General features: G+C 42.6%; 13 protein-coding genes. 6 read left to right on the plus strand and 7 right to left on the minus strand.

What is annotated here, in order from left to right:
• Positions 1-64: 64 nt before the first annotated feature.
• The 4 genes from AC1RM2_RS27915 to AC1RM2_RS27930 form a co-directional block, all read right to left on the minus strand.
• A complete protein-coding gene (locus AC1RM2_RS27915; RefSeq protein WP_492988439.1) occupies positions 65-2,431 on the minus strand; it encodes an ABC transporter permease in 2,367 nt (788 codons plus the stop codon).
• A gap of 104 nt (positions 2,432-2,535) precedes the next feature.
• Positions 2,536-4,914, minus strand: a complete 2,379-nt coding sequence (locus AC1RM2_RS27920) for an ABC transporter permease (RefSeq protein ID WP_492988440.1) — start codon at positions 4,912-4,914, stop codon at positions 2,536-2,538.
• Between the two features lie 289 nt (positions 4,915-5,203).
• Complete coding sequence (locus tag AC1RM2_RS27925; protein WP_090652755.1) at positions 5,204-5,881, minus strand: ABC transporter ATP-binding protein; 678 nt, start codon at positions 5,879-5,881, stop codon at positions 5,204-5,206.
• 242 nt (positions 5,882-6,123) lie between these two features.
• Positions 6,124-7,377 carry an efflux RND transporter periplasmic adaptor subunit gene (locus tag AC1RM2_RS27930; protein ID WP_492988441.1) on the minus strand — a complete coding sequence of 418 codons (1,254 nt, stop codon included), beginning with the start codon at positions 7,375-7,377 and terminating at the stop codon, positions 6,124-6,126.
• A gap of 478 nt (positions 7,378-7,855) precedes the next feature.
• On the opposite strand from AC1RM2_RS27930, the gene AC1RM2_RS27935 reads away from it, so the two are divergent.
• From AC1RM2_RS27935 to AC1RM2_RS27960, 6 genes are all read left to right on the plus strand, one after another.
• The gene (locus AC1RM2_RS27935) at positions 7,856-9,214 is read left to right on the plus strand and encodes a sigma-54-dependent transcriptional regulator (RefSeq protein ID WP_492988442.1); all 1,359 of its coding nucleotides are present in this window, start codon (positions 7,856-7,858) and stop codon (positions 9,212-9,214) included.
• Entirely contained in the window at positions 9,204-10,553 is a 1,350-nt protein-coding gene (locus tag AC1RM2_RS27940) for a sensor histidine kinase (protein WP_492988443.1), read from the plus strand. Before AC1RM2_RS27935 ends, AC1RM2_RS27940 begins: the two co-directional genes overlap by 11 nt.
• A gap of 291 nt (positions 10,554-10,844) precedes the next feature.
• Positions 10,845-11,612: a hypothetical protein gene (locus AC1RM2_RS27945; RefSeq protein WP_492988444.1), complete on the plus strand. Its 768-nt coding sequence runs from the start codon at positions 10,845-10,847 to the stop codon at positions 11,610-11,612.
• Between the two features lie 114 nt (positions 11,613-11,726).
• Complete coding sequence (locus AC1RM2_RS27950; RefSeq protein ID WP_492988445.1) at positions 11,727-12,248, plus strand: NADPH-dependent FMN reductase; 522 nt, start codon at positions 11,727-11,729, stop codon at positions 12,246-12,248.
• Positions 12,249-12,519: 271 nt separating this feature from the next.
• Positions 12,520-14,403 carry a molecular chaperone HtpG gene (htpG, locus tag AC1RM2_RS27955; RefSeq protein ID WP_492988446.1) on the plus strand — a complete coding sequence of 628 codons (1,884 nt, stop codon included), beginning with the start codon at positions 12,520-12,522 and terminating at the stop codon, positions 14,401-14,403.
• Positions 14,404-14,531: 128 nt separating this feature from the next.
• Positions 14,532-15,056 (plus strand): DUF4251 domain-containing protein, encoded by a 525-nt coding sequence (locus tag AC1RM2_RS27960; protein WP_492988447.1) that lies wholly within the window; start codon positions 14,532-14,534, stop codon positions 15,054-15,056.
• An 82-nt stretch (positions 15,057-15,138) separates the two neighbouring features.
• On the opposite strand, the gene eutC is transcribed toward AC1RM2_RS27960, so the two are convergent.
• The 3 genes from eutC to eat all read right to left on the minus strand — a co-directional run bounded on the left by eutC (position 15,139) and on the right by eat (position 18,745).
• Positions 15,139-15,891, minus strand: a complete 753-nt coding sequence (gene eutC, locus AC1RM2_RS27965) for an ethanolamine ammonia-lyase subunit EutC (protein WP_492988449.1) — start codon at positions 15,889-15,891, stop codon at positions 15,139-15,141.
• Positions 15,892-15,980: 89 nt separating this feature from the next.
• On the minus strand, positions 15,981-17,354 hold the full coding sequence (locus AC1RM2_RS27970; protein WP_492988450.1) for an ethanolamine ammonia-lyase subunit EutB: 1,374 nt from the start codon (positions 17,352-17,354) through the stop codon (positions 15,981-15,983).
• Between the two features lie 56 nt (positions 17,355-17,410).
• Positions 17,411-18,745, minus strand: coding sequence for an ethanolamine permease (gene eat / locus AC1RM2_RS27975; protein ID WP_492988451.1), 1,335 nt, complete (start codon positions 18,743-18,745; stop codon positions 17,411-17,413).
• Positions 18,746-18,846: the final 101 nt, after the last annotated feature.

The raw sequence follows: 18,846 nt of genomic DNA on the forward strand, positions 1-18,846 counted from the left end.
GGATAAGTTTGAATATTATAAAGACGAAACTATTACTAACAACGTTGCATCAAAAAGTATAAAGTTATTCACTCCTTAAACTGTTCACCGGGTTAACCAGCGCGGCCTTTATGGCCTCGTAGGCAATGGTTACCGCGGCTATGATAAATGATGATGCTATCGCGATAAAAAATATGCCCGGACCGATGCTAATGTGATATGCAAAATTTTGAAGCCAGTTATGCATCACGTAGTAACCCAGCGGCGCGGCTACTAAAAAGGCTATTGCTATCAGGTAAATAAATTCTTTACCAAACAGGGCTACAATACTGTATATGGGCGCACCCAAAACTTTGCGGATACCAACTTCTTTTGTACGTTGCGATGCGGCAAAAGCTATCAGCCCATATAAGCCCAAACAACCAATAAGTATAGCGATGTACGAGAACAGCTGAAAAGCTGTGTAAACTTTTTGTTCCTGCCTGTAAAAATTGGCTATATGCTCGTCCATAAACTCGTATTGGAAAACATTATCAGGGAAAAGCCGGAGCCATTGTTTACCGATATAAGCGATGGTTTTATTCATTGCGGCGGGCTGAATCCTGATGCTGGCCATGAAAAAGCCCTGCGAATTGTACTCCAACACGCAGGCCCTCCGTTTTTTATGTTTTGATTCGCTTTGGAAATCCTGTACTACGCCCACAATAGTTGATTGTTGATCGCCATTAAGCTTTACGTGTTTATTCAAAGCCAGGTGCGGGTCCTGGATGCCCAGCTTATGCATCATGGTTTCGTTGATTACGATGCTATTCAGCGTATCTTTATCATCTTTTTTCCAGATTTTTTGGCCGGCCAGCATGTGCAGCTGAAACATATCGATATATTTTTCATCAACAAATTTCATCTCGGTAACATCATCTTTGGTAAGTCCAAGCTCGGGCGACTGAAAGCTGGTAAACGAATTATTATAAACCGGCCCACCGTTAGAGAAGCTGAGATCTTTGATACCGGGATTTGTCATCAGTTGTTGTTTAAATACATCCCGTTTCTCTTTTGTGGGGATACTAACCGTAATAACAGCTTCCTTATTAAATCCAAGGTCCTGGTTTTTAAAAAAGTCCATTTGATGGGCAACTATCAAGGTGCCAACAATTAATATCTGCGAGATGGCAAACTGCGCTATAACCAGGCCTTTACGTAAGGTTAAACCTTTTGCCGGCATGCCCGCCTGGCTTTTTAAGGATTCGACCGGCTGAAATGCCGATTGCACAAATGATGGATACAAACCGGCTAACAGGATTACCAGGAAGGTTATTCCCGCTATCCAGGTCATAACTTCGGGTTGTAATAGCTGTTTGGCATCAATAGTTATCGACATCCATTCGCCCGCCCGGGCAAGGAAAAAAGCTGATACCAATACGCCTAAAATTACTGATAGTAACACCAGGACAGTAGTTTCGCCCATAAATTGCCTTATTAGCTGCGATTTGGTGGCGCCTAACACTTTACGTACCCCAACCTCTTTAGCCCGCCTGATAGCCTGCGCCGTGGCAAGGTTAACGAAATTGATACAGGCGGTAATAATAATAAGCAAAGCAACCCCTATCAGCGCGTAATACGTATCTTTTGAGGTTGGTGTGATAATGTTATTAATATAACGCTGATCGAAATGAATATCTTTCAATGGCTGCAGCGGCAAATGAGCTGCTTTGGCAATATCGGCACCCCAGTTCTTTTTAATAAAAGCGGGTATTTTGCTTTCCAATTGATGGATGGAATAATTTTTAGGGATCACGATATAAGCATAGCTACCGCCCGGGATAGACCAGAAATTACCCATGGCGCCTTTTAACTTCTGTTCGATGGTTTTGAGCGAGATCAGGAACGACGTCGGCGTGCTTGAATTTGGTGGCAAATCTTTAATAATGCCTGCTACTTTAATATCAAACTGATTTTCGAAGTTGATAGTTTTCCCCATAGCTTCACTGTTGCCGAAATATTTTTTGGCGGCGGTCTCGGTAAGTACTACACTATTGGGTTGCGAAAGCGCGGTTTTAGGGTCGCCGGCCAGCCATTGGTAGTCAAAAACCATCGGCGTTTGCCCATCGCCAAAAACTATGTTCTTTTCTTTAAACCGGTTTTCGCCTATCTTGATCATCGCGTCCGACAGGTAAAAAAGCTGCGTGGCTTGCTCCAGCTCAGGAAAATCAATGCGCATGGCCGGGATTATCGCCAAAGACACGTTCGAGTTAAAATCAAGCGCGTTTAAAGTTACCCGGTAAGTACGGCCGGCCTTGCTGTTGTAGCTGTCAAAGCCCAGCTCATTCCTCACAATAAGGAAAATCACCAAACACGCTGCCACACCCAAAGTAAGCCCAAAAACGTTCAGGAAAGCATAACTAAGGTTACGCCGGATGTTCCTGAAGGCAATAGTTACATAGCTTTTAATCATGATTTCTGGTATTAAATTTTAAACGCTAAACTCCAAATCGCAATTTCCAAATCCTAAAATTCAAACGCTAACCTAAATTGATGCTCCATTTAAATGAGCCAAGATCATTCCGTTCTCAAACTATCTACCGGGTTGGCAATCGCGGCTTTAACCGCCTGAAAGCTAACCGTAGCAAATGCTATCACAAGCGCTATTACCCCTGCTAATGCAAAAACCCACCAACCTATAGCTATGCGATATGCAAAATCCTGCAACCATTTGTTCATTGCAAACCATGCCAGCGGGAATGCCATCAGCGAAGAGATGATTACCAACTGCAAAAACTCAATAGACAACATATTTACTATGCCGGTTACAGAAGCACCAAATATTTTGCGAATACCAATTTCGCGGGTACGCTGTATGGTGCTATATGACGCCAAACCAAATAAGCCCATGCATGAAATACATATGGCCAGCACAGCAAAATACATAAACAGGTTGCCGAAATTAACCTGTGCTGTATACTGTTCATTAAATGTTTCGTCGACAAACGCATAATTAAAAGGCCGTTCGGGCACTAACGTTTTCCATTTGCTTTCAATTGCAGCTATAGTTGCCGAAACATTATTTGGTTGGATTTTAAGGGTAAACATGCTGGTGAGCTTCGGGTTAATACGCATGCATAAAGGTTGTATAGTTTCCTGTAGCGATTGAAAATGGAAGTTTTTTAGCACCCCGATTATTTTACCTGTTCGTTCATCCTGCGAAAAATTTCGGCCAATAGCTTCGGCCGGAGTTCGGTAGCCAAGAATTTTTGCAGCAGCTTCATTTATCACTATGGCTTGCGCGGTATCGGTACCAAACGATTTTGAAAATGTTCGCCCGGCGGCCAGTTTAATTTCAAATTGCGGAATGAAATCATAATCCACCTCATATAAATTAATAAGCATTTGCTGCATAGTGCCGGCCTTATTCTCTAACTTGCAATCGCGATTACCATTGCCAAAACCCGGAATGCCCCTGGAAGCAGTGGCTGATACTACATTTGGAATTTTTTTTAGCTCGTTCTTAATTAATTCCGCGTGGTGTCTTACCCCATTATCGTTATGAAAATTAACAACAAGCATCTGACTTTTTTGAAAACCAAGTTTTTGGCTGCGCATATAGCTTAGTTGATTATAAACTATAACTGTACCTATAATAAGCACTATAGATATGGTAAATTGTGTTATAACCAGTCCCTTACGCAGTAAAATACCCCGTTTTGATTTGCTGAACCTCCCGCTTAGTGTAGTTACTGGCTTAAAACCCGAAAGTACCAATGCAGGGTATAAACCTGCTGTAATGCCTATTCCAAAGGCTACCATAAGAAGCCGGAATATATAGCCATGCGAAAAAATACCGGTACTGATCACTTTGCCCGATAATTGGTTGTATATGGGTAACAACGATTGGCTGAACAAAATCGACAATAAAAAGGCGATCAAACAAATAATAACCGACTCAAATAAAAACTGAATAATCAATTGTGTCCTTGCGGCTCCAGCTACTTTGCGGATGCCTACCTCTTTAGCCCTTTCAGTGGCCCTCGCCGTGGTTAAATTGATAAAGTTGATACATGCGATAAGCAAGATAAATAAGGCGATAAGCGAAAAAACACGAACATTATGCAAATCACCCGCGCCTCCTCTGTCCGCATCCATATAAACTTCCTTCAAAGGCTGCAGCACAAAACGATAATCCGCACCTTCTTTTTTATCAGCCTGGGTATAGTGTTTGTTGGCAAACGCAGGTAACTGGCTTTGCAATTTGGTGTAGTCGTATCCTTTTGGCAGTTCGATATAAGTAGTACAACCCATATCCGCCCAAACGGCCGCGCTGCCGGGATATAATTTTTGGCGCGTGGCAAATGAAAATGCCATATCAAAACTAAAATGTGCGTTTGGGGGTACATCTTTTACCACTGCGATAACAGACGCCGGGTACTTATCATTAAGCAACAACGATTTACCAATTGGATTGGTGTTGCCAAAATATTTTTTGGCTATAGTTTCTGTCATCACTAAAGTAAAAGGTGCCTTGAAGCCCTCTTTCACCTCTCCCTTTACAATGGGTAAGGTGAATATTGTAAAAAGTGACGGATCAGCGAAAATGGCTTCGTCTTCCTGGAATTTCAATTCGCCATACTGCACCAAAAATTTTCCGCTGCCAACCCGGGCAATTGATTTTACTTCCGGGTAATCTTGCTGAAGTGAGGGCCCCATTTGTAAAAATGACGATGGGGTTTTAATTGTTAAATCGGGATGCGTTATATCGGTTGAGACACGATAGATCTGGTCAAACTTTTCATTAAAGCTATCATAACTTAGCTCAAATTTTACATTTATGTAAATCAGGAAACAGGCTGTCATACCTATTGCCAGCCCCAGAACATTTATTATCGAGAAGCCTTTGTGTCTCCAAAGGCTCCTGCATGCAATTTTAATGTAGTTCCTGATCATATTAATTGGCTCACTTTTGGTTCATCAGTTCATTGGTAGTATCTAGTGGTTTATTGGTTCACTTGATCATTAGCCTTGATTGGGTGGTTTACTTATGGGCTCATGAGTAGCCGCCATGGCTGGCGTTAAAATCATAGCTACAAAATCTAAAATTATCCCACCAATGAACTAATGAACCAGTGTACGATTAGGGGCAAAACAAGCTTACCCCTCCATCGCGGAGGGGCCGGCTTTAACAACATTAACTTATATAAACTATCTTTTTATTGGGGCAGACGACACTTTTGGCTTACACCATAATGTTTTCTACAACGGCCTGACCGTCAAGTAACCTGATAATGCGGTGGCTATAACGGGCATCATGCTCAGAGTGTGTAACCATGATGATGGTTGTACCCTGCTCGTTCAGGTCGGTTAACAGTTCCATTACATCGTTACCATTGGTACTATCCAGGTTACCGGTGGGCTCATCCGCAAGGATCAGTTTTGGTTTGTTTACAACCGCACGGGCAATAGCCACACGTTGTTGCTGACCGCCCGATAACTGCTGCGGATAGTGGTTACGGCGGTGCATAATCTGCATTTTATCCAGCACCTCTTCTACCCTTTTAACACGCTCGGCCGATGGAACGCCGGTGTAAATCAACGGTAATTCAACGTTTTCAAACACGGTTAACTCGTCAATAAGGTTAAAGCTCTGGAAAACAAAACCGATGTTGTGCTTGCGCAGGTCGGCGCGTTTACGCTCGGTAAAATGGGCTACTTCAATATCGTTAAAAACGTAGCTGCCTTCATCCGGGTCGTCCAACATGCCCAGGATATTTAACAATGTTGATTTACCACAACCAGACGGGCCCATTATGGCCACAAACTCGCCCGTAGCAATTTCAATTGATAGCTTGTTTAAGGCTATGGTCTCTACCTCTTCTGTGCGGTAAAATTTTTCGAGATTAGTAATTTTTATCATTTGCCCCTCCTGAATAATCTGCCTTTCGGCAGACGATGTTTGTTTGATTTGGTTTATATTATTATTTATTAAATTAATTATCTGTTTATATGACGTTTAGCATCAGCGTTTCGTTGCAATAGCATGAGCAAAATATCTATCGGCCGCGAGCCCCCTCTAAATCTCCCCCGGTTGGGGAGACTTTTTATCAGCTCCCTTTTTAAAGCCCTCCCTACCGGGGAGGGTTTGGGTGGGGCTGGCTCCTATTTTTTCAGCACCAGTTCCTGTATGTCTCCATAAGTTTCATAGCTGGATGTAATTACCTTGTCGCCAGGATTTAAGCCATCTGTCACAACATAATAATCAGGGCTGTTAAGGCCAAGTTGTATGTTCACTTTGTAGGCAGTTTTACCATCCTCAGATACCTTAAATATCCAGTTACCGCCGGTTTGCTGAAAAAAACCACCTTTAGGTAACTTTACCGCTATTCTCTCATCGCTTAGCGCTAATCTAACCTGCAGCGTTTGCCCTTTACGAATACCATTAGGTACTTGGCCTACAAATTGCATATCAACCTGAAACCTGCCGGCCATTACTGTTGTAAAAACCTTTTTAATTACCATGTTATACGTTTTGTCGGCAAACTGAAAATCGCCTTTTAAACCCGGAAACACACGTGATAAATAATGCTCATCAATGTCAACCCTTACTTTAAAGCCCGATTGTACGTCAATCTGGCCTAAACGCACACCCTTGGTTTTGCTTTGGCCAACTTCGGCATCAAGGTTTGTTAGCTGACCGTCAATAGGCGCCCTTAGGGTAAGGCTGGCTACCTTTTTACGCATTAAGGCCAACGCTGTCTTCATCTGGGCATAATGCTCCTGCGATTGCTGGTCCTGCTGTTTCACCAGGGTGGTATCCTGTTTCAATATCTGGATGGCCAGTTTCCTGCGGTTTACCTGGTATTCATAATTGTTTTTTGCCGATTGATAATCCTGCAAACCCAAAGCTTTTTGGTCATAAAGTTTTTTATCAAGGTCATAAATCCTTTTGGCTTCTTTGTATGCATTATCTACATCGGCCATGGTGTTTAATTTGTTAATGGTTGCCTGGCTGGCATTGTTATGTGAAATTTGCATCTGTGTTTGCTCTGCAAATACTGCCGACTCCTGTGTAGCAAGGTTAAGTTCTTCGTCAACGTTGCTTAGCTTTAGTATCGGATCTCCCTTTTTTAGCATGGCGCCATCGTCAACATAGCGCTCTTCAACTTCGCCGCCTTCTGTTGCGTCAAGAAAAATAGTGGTCAGTGGCATCACGGTACCGTTAACAGGTATAAACTCCTGAAATGGGCCTTTAGTTATAGTACTGATGGTTATGCGTTCGGTATCAACATCTAATTTGCTTTTGCCCGATGTAAAATAAATACTGCTCCCTATTAATAAAATTATGCCTGTAATACCAGCAATAGTTAATATTCGTTTGCTGTTCCAGGTCTTTTTCTCAATTTTTCTGTCCACTGTAGTTTATGATATTTTGAATAATGGTTACAAAAACACATGCCACAAATTAAAACACTGTTTTTCAATACATTAAATACATATTATGTATTTAAGGCGTACGCTTCTGTTACATCAAGTGTACGGTATTGATACAGTGAAACAGGCTGTACGCAACATGTAAACGCTCAACTTAGCCCAATTAAAATTACAATTTTTTATGCGGGCCAACTATTTAATAATTGTATTTATACTGGCCGTATGAAACTTAAGCCTGCAATTATTAATTTGCAGAAAGTTTTGTTTGCTTCATGGTTCATTATTGATGGTTCATGGCAGGAGGTTTGTTGCAGGTGGTTCATGGATCATAGTTAATGGTTCATGGCTAAGGTTAGCAACTGCCGGTACTGTAACATTTACAGTTTAACAGGCGTCTGTCATATAACAATCAACAAAATAGGGCCATGAACCATGAACTATCAACTATGAACCCAAAAACATGATACTAAAAAAAGCTACTATTCTTATTGTTGATGACGACCCGGATGTGCTTACGGCGGTAAAGCTGCTGCTAAAAACCCAGGCCGGCGAGGTGATAACCGAGAAGAACCCCGAAAACCTGAACTGGCTGCTGCAACGCAACGAGGTTGACCTGGTTTTGCTTGATATGAACTTTAACAGCGCCATTAACACAGGCAACGAGGGCTTGTACTGGCTGCGCAAAGTTAAAGACTGGAAGCCCAACGTTTGCGTAATAATGATAACCGCCTATGGTGATATCGACCTGGCCGTACGCTCATTAAAAGAAGGCGCCGACGATTTTGTGGTAAAACCATGGCATAACGAAAAGCTGATAGGCACCATAAAGGAGTTATTGGATAAAAAGGAAGGTGGCGCCAAAACCACCAAAGCGCCTGCAAAAAACACCGCGGGGGATACATCGATATTGGGCGAATCGGAAGTGATGCAGGATATTTTTTATAAAGTAAATAAAATAGCCCCTACCGATGCCAATATTTTGCTATTGGGCGAAAACGGCACAGGTAAAGATTTGATGGCCAAGGCCATTCATGAACGCAGTTTACGTGCCGATAAGCCTTTTGTTAAGGTAGATGTAGGCGCGCTTACCGATACCTTGTTTGAAAGCGAATTGTTTGGCCACAAAAAGGGCGCTTTTACCGATGCACGCGAAGACCGCGCGGGCCGTTTTGAAGATGCCCAGGGCGGCACCCTGTTTTTAGATGAGATTGGCAACATCAGCTTACAGCAACAGGCCAAATTACTCACTATACTGCAAAACCGGCAGGTAACCCGCTTAGGTACCAATAAAGCCGTAGATATTGATATCAGGCTGATATGCGCTACCAACGTACCCATGAGCGAACTGGCAAATGAAAACCGTTTCAGGAAAGATTTGATTTACCGGATAAACACCGTAGAGATTAATATGCCGCCGTTGCGCCGCCGTAGCGAGGACATTGTGATTTTGGCCAAACACTTTGCCAAACTGTATGCCAGCAAATACCTGAAGCCTGCCATGGATTTTGACGCGCCGGCTTTAACAAAATTAAAATCATACAATTACCCGGGCAACGTACGCGAACTGCAATATACCATTGAGCGCGCAGTTATTATGGCCGATGATAGTACGCTGAGGCCCGATGATCTTATCTTTTCGATACTGGAAACATCAACAGACAATAATATTAATGATGATAACATTCAGTTAAGCACACTGGAGAAGAATGCTATTTTAAAAGTAATTGAAAAACATAACGGCAACATTACCCGTGCTGCCAAAGAATTGGGATTAACCCGTACTGCCCTGTACCGCAGATTAAGCAAATATGATATTTAACCGTTACGAATGGCGGCTGTTGCTGCGTGTGTTTTTATTGTTCCTGGCACTTACAGCCGCCGCTTATGTAACGGTTAAAGGCCAGCCGCTATACCTGGTGATATTTGTGCCCCTGGTAATTTACGCGGTGATTGAAATGATACGCTTTCAAAAAAAGGCGCAGGACGAGGTAAACCAGTTTGTCGAATCTATACACTACCGCGATTTCTCGCGCCATTTTGATGTGCGCAAAGCCCCAAACGAATTAAAACCGCTGCGTAAGGGCTTTAATGATATCAACACCACTTTTAAATTAATAAGCCGCGAACGCGAAACGCAATACCATTACCTGCAAAAGATACTGGAGCTGGTAGATACGGGTATCCTATCGTACGAGGAAGAAACAGGCACCATCAGCTGGATAAATGAGGCTTTTAAAAAATTGCTCAGCATTCCCTACCTTAAAACTATCCAATCGCTCGAAAAACGGGAGCCGGTGCTTTACCACGAGTTACTTAAGCTGAAACCCGGCGAAAGCAATATCATCAGCATTATCCGTAACCAGCAGATGGTCAAAATTTTAATAACATCAAGCATGATGCGCAGCGACGACAAGCTGTACAAGCTGCTGGCTTTTCAAAACGTGAGCGAAGCGCTGGACGAAACGGAGTCGAAAGCATGGTCGAAATTGCTGAACGTGATGACGCACGAGATCATGAACTCGGTTGCCCCAATTTCGTCATTGGCAGATACCTTGAAAAACCGGCTGCAAAGCCCCGAGATTACCGACACCATGGAAGCCTCGGAGCTGGAAGACCTGGAACTGGGTATAGATACCATTAAACGCCGCAGTGATGGCTTGCTGAAGTTTACCGAAAGCTACCGCAGCCTGAACAAGATAACCAAGCTGGAGCGCGACAGGATACTGGTGCGCAACCTGTTCGAGAACCTGAACAGCCTGATGAAGCCAACGCTATCCAAAAAGAACATCGAACTGGAAATTATCCTGCGCGATCCTGCCCTGGCCATTGAGGCCGATATAAACCTGATTGAGCAGGTAATGATTAACCTGCTGGTGAATGCCATTGAAGCCGTTAAAGACCGCGATGAGCCGCGAATCACCTTATCTGCCGAGGCGCAAAACAACAGTAAAACCCTGGTTAAAATAACCGATAACGGTATGGGTATGCCGCACGAGCTGCTGGATAAAATTTTTATCCCCTTCTTCAGCACCAAAAAAACCGGCAGCGGTATCGGGCTGAGTTTGTGTAAACAAATCATGCTGCTGCACAAAGGCAACATCCAGGTATTATCTACCGAGGGCAAAGGATCATCGTTTATATTGCAGTTTGTGCCGTAAGGCCAGCCCCCTCCGCCCCCTGAAGGGGGAACTTTTTGATTGCAGGATCGATTTTTCATCAACGATTGTCATTTCGAATCCCTTGAAGCAGGGGGCCGTGCAGGGCAAGGGTGAGAAATCTTTTACGTCCTGTATTTACCCGCATGTTTTGATATTTTACTATCATTGGACGCAAATATTTACCATGAAAAAAATCTTAGCCCTCCGGCAGTTTAACGGCCGGTTTAATAAATCATAACATCCTGAAACTCTTTGAAAGCGGAGATCTTATCGATAACTTAATTCTACCAAATGGAAATGGCAATTATATATGGAGCGATAACGTTACATCGGGACTATGTTCGTTCTACAGAATTTATTAAATCTATAGGAAAGGATTTGACTTTCCCACAAATAAGCACCGCAGATTTTGGCTTGGGAGATTACGAAAATTACTATCATGACGGTAACCTAATGTATAATTATAGTTGGGACAATATGGTTATAAGTTATGCCCTTACAACTGGTGCAGCAATCTTCGACGAACCTTCGCTTGAGGTATTTATTTTAAAGATGGAGTATATTTTACGAAACATTGATTTTGTTAAAGCTATAATACACATTCAATCAGTTGAATCACTTGAAAACGAGAACTTGTTTTGGGAGAAAAAGGAGCATCGCTATTTTCAAACACACGAAGAATTAAAAAAAGAACATTTATTAGAAACCGATGAATGGAATTTTGGATATGGAAAAAGATCGTTATCCGGATATTTAGAAGAGTCTCCCGACCAGACTATTTACTCATTAAAGCATCACCCGTATCCGCCAAGGTTTTCGGATGAAGCTACAGGGCTCTTCTTTGATCATATCAAACTATTAATCCGAGATTACGGAATTAACGAAATTCCGATTGCGGCCCTTGAGGCAAATATCCCATTATCTAAAATTGATATTTGGATGCTACTCGGTTGTTTGTTATTTAAAAAAATAATCGCGATTGTTGAAATAAAAGACAACGTAGAGGTAATTCAAGTAATCGCCCCCGACTTGCTAAAAATTGACTGTTTGTATCGATAATCCAAAATGCTTTTCATTGTGCATTTTTTAACCGCATAAATCGCCACCCTGTTGTTCGAAGAGGGAAGAGAATCGATAGCAGAGTTAAACTTGGTCGGGCTAATAACATTTACCATGAAACAAATCGTAGCCATATCCGGCAGTTTAAGAGCAGGTTCAAGCAACCACCGCATACTAAAACATTTTAGCAACCTGGTTCCTGCCGGTGTTAGTTACCATATTTATGATGGCCTCGCCCTCATCCCTCCTTTTGACCCTGGCACTGATGATGATTACCCGCCCGAACCCGTTTTTGAATTAAGGGAGTTATTGAAGCAGGCCGATGGCGTTATCATTTGCACACCCGAATATGCTTTCGGCGTCCCCGGCCAACTTAAAAACATGCTGGACTGGATGGTATCCAGCGGCTCATTCTCAGAAAAGCCGGTAGCCCTTATCACCGCATCCTTAGGCGGCGAGGCAGCCCACGCCGCCATGCTATTGATCCTGGGCGCACTAAACGCGCAGGTTGCCGATGGCGCAAAGTTGAACATATCTTTTATCCGGTCGAAGATGGATGGGGATGGAAATATTACAGATCAGGATACCGCGCAATCATTGAACGTTGTTTTAGAAACTTTTTTGAGCAGAATTTGAAATGTTACTTTTTTTCCGCCCGCGCCAACTGTTTTTTCTTGAGGAAAACGTCGTTTGTAAAAAGTTGCTGAAAAGTTGCAAAAAATTGCTGAAAAGTTGCAAAAAAATAGCTCAAAAATGTCGAAAAGTAATTGAAAAGTATCATAAAATATACCATTTGAAAACGAGGTCAAAATTATTAGTCTGCCAATTTGACAACTTCGCCTGCTTTGGAACATGCATTGATGGTTGCAGGTAGAAATTAATATTAATCCATTTATATATCAATATTATGCAAGAAAAAGGCAGCATTTCAATCCACACCGAAAACATTTTTCCGATAATTAAGAAGTTTCTTTACTCTGATAATGAGATATTTTTGCGCGAGCTGGTATCTAACGCTGTAGATGCTACCCAGAAAATAAAACGCCTGGCATCCTTAGGCCAATATAATGGCGAACTTGGCGATCTGCGCGTTGAAGTTGCATTTGACGAGGTTAAGAAAACCATCACCATTAGCGATAATGGCCTGGGTATGACCGCCGAAGAAATTAAAAAATACATCAACCAGATAGCATTTTCGGGCGCTACTGAGTTTATGGAAAAATTCAAGGAAGCTAAGGATGCCAACGAGATCATCGGTCGCTTTGGTTTAGGCTTTTACTCGGCCTTCATGGTTGCCGACAAAGTTGAAATACAAACACTTAGCTACCAGGAAGGCGCTGAACCGGCTTATTGGGTTTGCGACGGCAGCACCGAATTTGAAATTGGCGAAGGCATTTTAGCCGAGCGCGGTACCGAGATTACCTTGTACATCAACAGCGAATCGGAAGAGTTCCTGAGCAAATATAAACTGCAGGAAATTCTTGATAAATACTGTAAATTTTTACCTGTGCCTATTAAATTTGGCACCAAAACCGAATCTGTTGAGGATGGCGTTGATGAAGAAGGTAAACCTAAATACATTGATGTTCAGGAAGATAATATCATTAACGATACCAACCCTATCTGGACAAAAGCACCATCTGAATTAAAAGACCAGGATTATCTCGACTTTTACAAACAGCTTTACCCTTTCAGCGAAGACCCGTTATTCTGGATCCACCTGAATGTTGATTATCCTTTCAATCTTACCGGTGTATTGTACTTTCCTAAGCTAAAAAATGACTTTGAGGTACAAAAAAACAAGATAAAACTATTTAGCCGCCAGGTATTTATCACCGACGAGGTAAAAGATATTGTACCTGAGTTTTTAATGCTGCTTCACGGCGTTATCGATTCACCAGATATTCCGTTAAACGTTTCGCGCAGCTTTTTACAGGCCGATAGTAATGTTAAAAAGATAAACAGCTACATCACCAAAAAAGTAGCTGATAAATTGTCAGAACTATTTAAAGCCGACCGTAAAGCCTACGAAGAAAAATGGACAGACATTGGCCTGTTTGTAAAATACGGCATGGTGAGCGAAGACAAGTTTTATGATAAAGCCAAAGATTTTGTTTTGGTAAGCAACACCAAAAAAGAAAACTTTACTTTGGCAGAATACAAAGAGAAAGTTGAAGCTATCCAAACTGATAAAGACGGACAGCTGGTTTGCATTTATACCAACGATCCGGCTAAACAAGATTCGTTTATTCAATCGGCAAACAAAAAAGGTTATGATGTATTGGTGATGAACTCGCCTATTGATAACCACTTCATTAGCCAGTTGGAGCAAAAACTGGAAAAAACTTCGTTGAAACGCGTTGATGCTGATGTAGCTGATAAGCTGATTAAAAAAGACGAAGCGCCTGAATCAGTCTTAACCGATGAGCAATCAACAAAGGTTAAAGATATCTTCAACAAAGCGATTAACAAACCGGCGTATAGCGTTCAATTAGAGAGTCTTAACCCGGACGAATTACCGGTAACCGTAACCATGGATGAGTTTATGCGCCGCATGAAAGATATGGCAGCGATGGGTGGCGGCATGGGCTTTTATGGCAATATGCCCGATAATTACAAGGTGATTGTAAACGGAAACCACAAATTGATAACCCGCATTTTACAGGAAGAAAATGAAGAAATACAGGCCCAGTTATCAAAACAGGCATTTGACCTGGCCCTGCTTTCGCAAGGATTATTAACCGGCGCCGAGCTTACCGAATTTGTAAACCGCAGTGTGAATTTGATCTAACAATTATTGCTGATATAACAAAAGCCGCCTGCAAAAACAGGTGGCTTTTTTATTTAAATATTATTTAAATTTGATATGGAATAAACCTTACAACTGCATCCTTGTCATAAATATTAAATCATTTGGATATGAAACCATTAAAGAGATTTTCGTTATTGATAGCGATGGTATTGATGGCCACAGCTATTGTTAACGCTCAAACTACCCGTAAAGAAAAAAAAGCGGCCCATGTTGCCGAAATAAAGGCCATTGTTGAGGCCCAAAACTTTGTATTTAACGCCAACTATGTAAATCCAACACGCTTAAACAGCAGGGCGCTCACTTCAAGCTATGACCTTACAGTTACCAAGGATACTGTCATTGCCTTCCTACCCTACTTTGGCGTGGCCACGGTAGCGCCGACATACGGATCGACCGAGGGCGGGATTAAATTTACTACCACCAAGTTTACTTATGTAGCTAAACCCGGCAAAAAGGATGGCTGGAATATCACCATCAAACCAACTGTTAAAAATATCAGTGATTCAAGGGATGTGCAATCCTTGTATTTGACTATTAGCTCGGATGGTTATGCTTCATTACAGGTGATCAGCACCAACCGCGATCCTATTTCCTTTAACGGCACAATTGAGGCAAGACCGGAGAAAAAGTAGCTCAAAGCTGAAGGCTCAAAGCTAAAAGCTTTTTAATGGGGATGCTTTCTGCTTTAAGCCTTCTGCTTTGGGTTTTAGGCTTTCAGCTTAATAATCCGGCATTGTCCTTCAGTTCTACGCCCGATAGTTTTCGTTTAAAGGCCTCGCTGATAAGGTAAAATATCTTTTTGGCGGCTTTTTTATAGGATAAGCCTTTGGGACGGATGTTTGAAACACAATTTCGGGATTCGTCTGTCAACCCGGGTTTAGGGGCGTAAGTGAGGTACGCTCCTACACTATCTGCCGAGCTTAATCCAGGCCTTTCGCCAATAAGCATCAGGGATAGTTGCGCTTTAAGGTTATAGCCAATATCATCGCCTATAGCTACCCTGCCTTGTTCAACAAGGCTTATTGGGGCAAATTTAAAACCAGCGGCCAATAACAGCGGGATAAGTTCTTTTAGCAGGCCAAATGTGTTTTCGTTTACGGCCGTCGCCGAAAGTCCGTCGGCTATAATGATGGCGATATCGGTTTGGATAAAATAATCTTCCAGTTGACTTAACGACGCTTCATTCAGTTTACGGCCAAAATCCGGGCGTTGCAGGTATTGCCGACGGTGGGTTACCCGGCTGTGAAGCTGCAGAATTGGCAAATTAAACTGTTTAAATACATCTGTTAAGTGATTGATATTCAATTCCGAATAAACTGCATCGCGGGCATGGGCATGGGCCAGTTTAAAATCAAGCGATTGTTTCAGCGGGATACTTGTGCCCACACGGCCAATAGCTATGCGGGCAGTAGTAAACTCCTGCAAGGCCTTCAAAGGTTCAATCTCATGTGGAATATTTCTTTTCATGTCTCTATGTCAAAGAAAACGGCAGATTTTTGGATTATCCTTTACCCTGCCCTTTTTACCTTTCAACTTTATCCTTTCACCACCTCCCCCTAAACCATCGCTCCTAACAATCCATGCGCCGGATCAATAGGTATCATATTGCCTTTGCTGTCGGTAATTCCTTGCCTTATTAACCATTGTTCAAATTCAGGTGCTGGTTTTAAATTAAGCACTTTGCGCAAATATAGGGCGTCATGAAATGAGGTGGATTGGTAATTAAGCATAATATCATCGGCACCCGGAATACCCATTACAAAGTTACAACCCGCCACGCCCAGTAGGGTTAGCAGATTATCCATGTCATCCTGGTCGGCTTCGGCATGGTTGGTATAGCAAACATCGCAGCCCATGGGCAAACCGAGCAGTTTACCGCAAAAATGATCTTCCAATGCGGCCCGGATGATCTGCTTGCCATCATATAAATATTCAGGTCCGATAAAGCCCACTACGGTGTTCACCAACAGTGGTTTAAACTTCCGTGCCACAGCATAAGCCCTTACCTCGCATGTTTGCTGATCGACACCAAAATTGGCATTGGCAGATAGCGCGCTCCCCTGTCCCGTTTCAAAGTACATGACATTATTGCCCACGGTGCCACGGTTAAGTGATAGCGTTGCCTGGTAAGCCTCTTCAATTAAATTAAGGTTGATGCCAAAACTTGCATTGGCTTTTTCGGTGCCTGCTATTGATTGAAAGCATAAATCGACTGGCGCACCTTCATTAATCAGTTGTAAAGTGGTAGTAATATGGCTTAATACACAGGTTTGCGTGGGGATATTAAACTGTTGCCTGACATTGTCCATAAGCCTTAATAAATTACTTACCGCAGCGGGGCTATCGGTAGCAGGATTTATACCGATGGTAGCATCGCCACTACCATGTAGCAGGCCATCAATAATACTGGCAGCCACGCCTCTCGGATCGTCTGTTGGATGATTTGGCTGCAAACGGGTACTAAAATGCCCGCTTAACCCAATAGTATTACGAAACCGGGTGACTACCCTGCATTTTTTTGCTACCGCGATCAAATCCTGGTTGCGCATTAGTTTGGATACCGCTGCAACCATTTCGGGCGTTAATCCGCCGGCAATATCGGTTAAGGTTTGGGTATCTGTTTCGTCGCTTAACAGCCAGTCGCGTAATTCGCCAACAGTTAAATGGCTTATTTGGTTAAATGACTTAACATCATGACTATCAATAATTAAACGGGTTACTTCATCCTCTTCATAAGGCACAATAACCTCATTCAAAAATGTTTTGAGCGGCACATCGGCCAGGGTTATTTGCGCGGCAACCCGTTCCTCATAACTACCCGCGCATACGCCAGCCAACTCATCGCCCGACCGGTAGGGCGATGCCTTGCCCAACAAAGTTTTCAAATCCTGAAACTTGTAAACCTTATGTCGTATGGTGTGGCGGTACATTATTTGTTCATTAGTTCACTGGTTCATTGGTGCCTTGCGGGGTATAATAGTTTTGCTTACAGGTCAGGCGTTGCCATCATATTGTCTGTAAGGGCTACTTTGTGTTTACCCATAAGAATAAAAATTAAAATTACCATGGCTAAGCCGGCAAAAAATATAAGGCTCATCTTCCCATTAAAATAAATGGTAGCAAACAAACATATTACGCAAATAATAAGCGCAATGGCCGGGAAAACTGGATAGTGAGGCGCGGCAAAAGGCCGATCCAGAGCAGGTTCTTTTTTTCGCAAAATAAACAGGCTTATCATACTCATCATATACATTACTACCGCCCCAAGTACCGATAGCATAATGATTTGATCCGTTTTAAATTTATAGATAAAAATGGAACTCACTATACCACCAACAACAAGCGCCCAATGCGGTGTTTTAAAACGATGGTTTATGCTTGCCAGCCCACGAGGTAAATAACCACTTCTCGCCATCGCAAATATCTGCCTCGATGAGGCAAGGATGATACCATGCAAGGAGGCTATAAGACCAAACAAACCAATACTTGCAAATATTTTGGTCAATCCGTTTCCTTTGCCCAGTACAATTCCTATAGCTTCCGGTAAGGGGTAATCAAGGCTCTGCAGTTTGTGCCAGTCCGTTACTCCTCCCGTAATGATCATAACACCCAATGCCAAAAACACTAATGTAGCTATTGCCGAAATATAACCCCTTGGAATGTTCTTTTTGGGGTCCTTAACTTCTTCGGCCACCATGGCTACACCCTCAATGGCCAAATAAAACCAAACGGCGAAGGGTAAAGCCGCAAAAACGCCACTCCACCCAAAAGGCATAGGATCAGTAAGGTAGGTTGTCATTTTAAAATGCGGAGTAACAACGCCCATATAAAGCAGCAGTTCCGCAACTGCCAACAAGGTAATGAAGATTGAAAACGTGGCTGATTCCTTTACTCCATAGGCATTAAGAATAATAAAAATAACATTAAAGAACATAGCTGTATGCAAAACCGGAATATCATTATTCAGAAAATGTAGATATGTGCCAAGTGCCACTGCAATTGCCGGTGTGGCTACCAAAAAATCGACGAGAGTTGCATATCCAGCAATTAATCCACCAAATGGCCCCATTGCTCTGTACGCGTAAGCAAAAGCTCCGCCCGCATGCGGAATTGAAGTTGTAAGTTCTGTATAGCTGAAAATGAAGGTGATATACATCACTGTGATAACCAAAGTGGCTATCAAAAGTCCAACGGTACCCGATACAGCCCAACCCAGATTCCAACCAAAATATTCGCCTGAAATTACCAGACCAACAGCAATTGCCCAAAGATGAACGGGTTTTAAAACTCTTTTTAAGTGATCTGCCGGGGTTGTTGCCATACGTTTTGATTTGCCGCCATAAGATACTTATTGCGGGGCTAATATCAAAATTGACGTATGTTATGGAATTGTTAACGCAGCCCCCTCTAAATCTCCCCCTG

Source organism: Mucilaginibacter sp. GW822-FHT03E02, assembly GCF_058801545.1.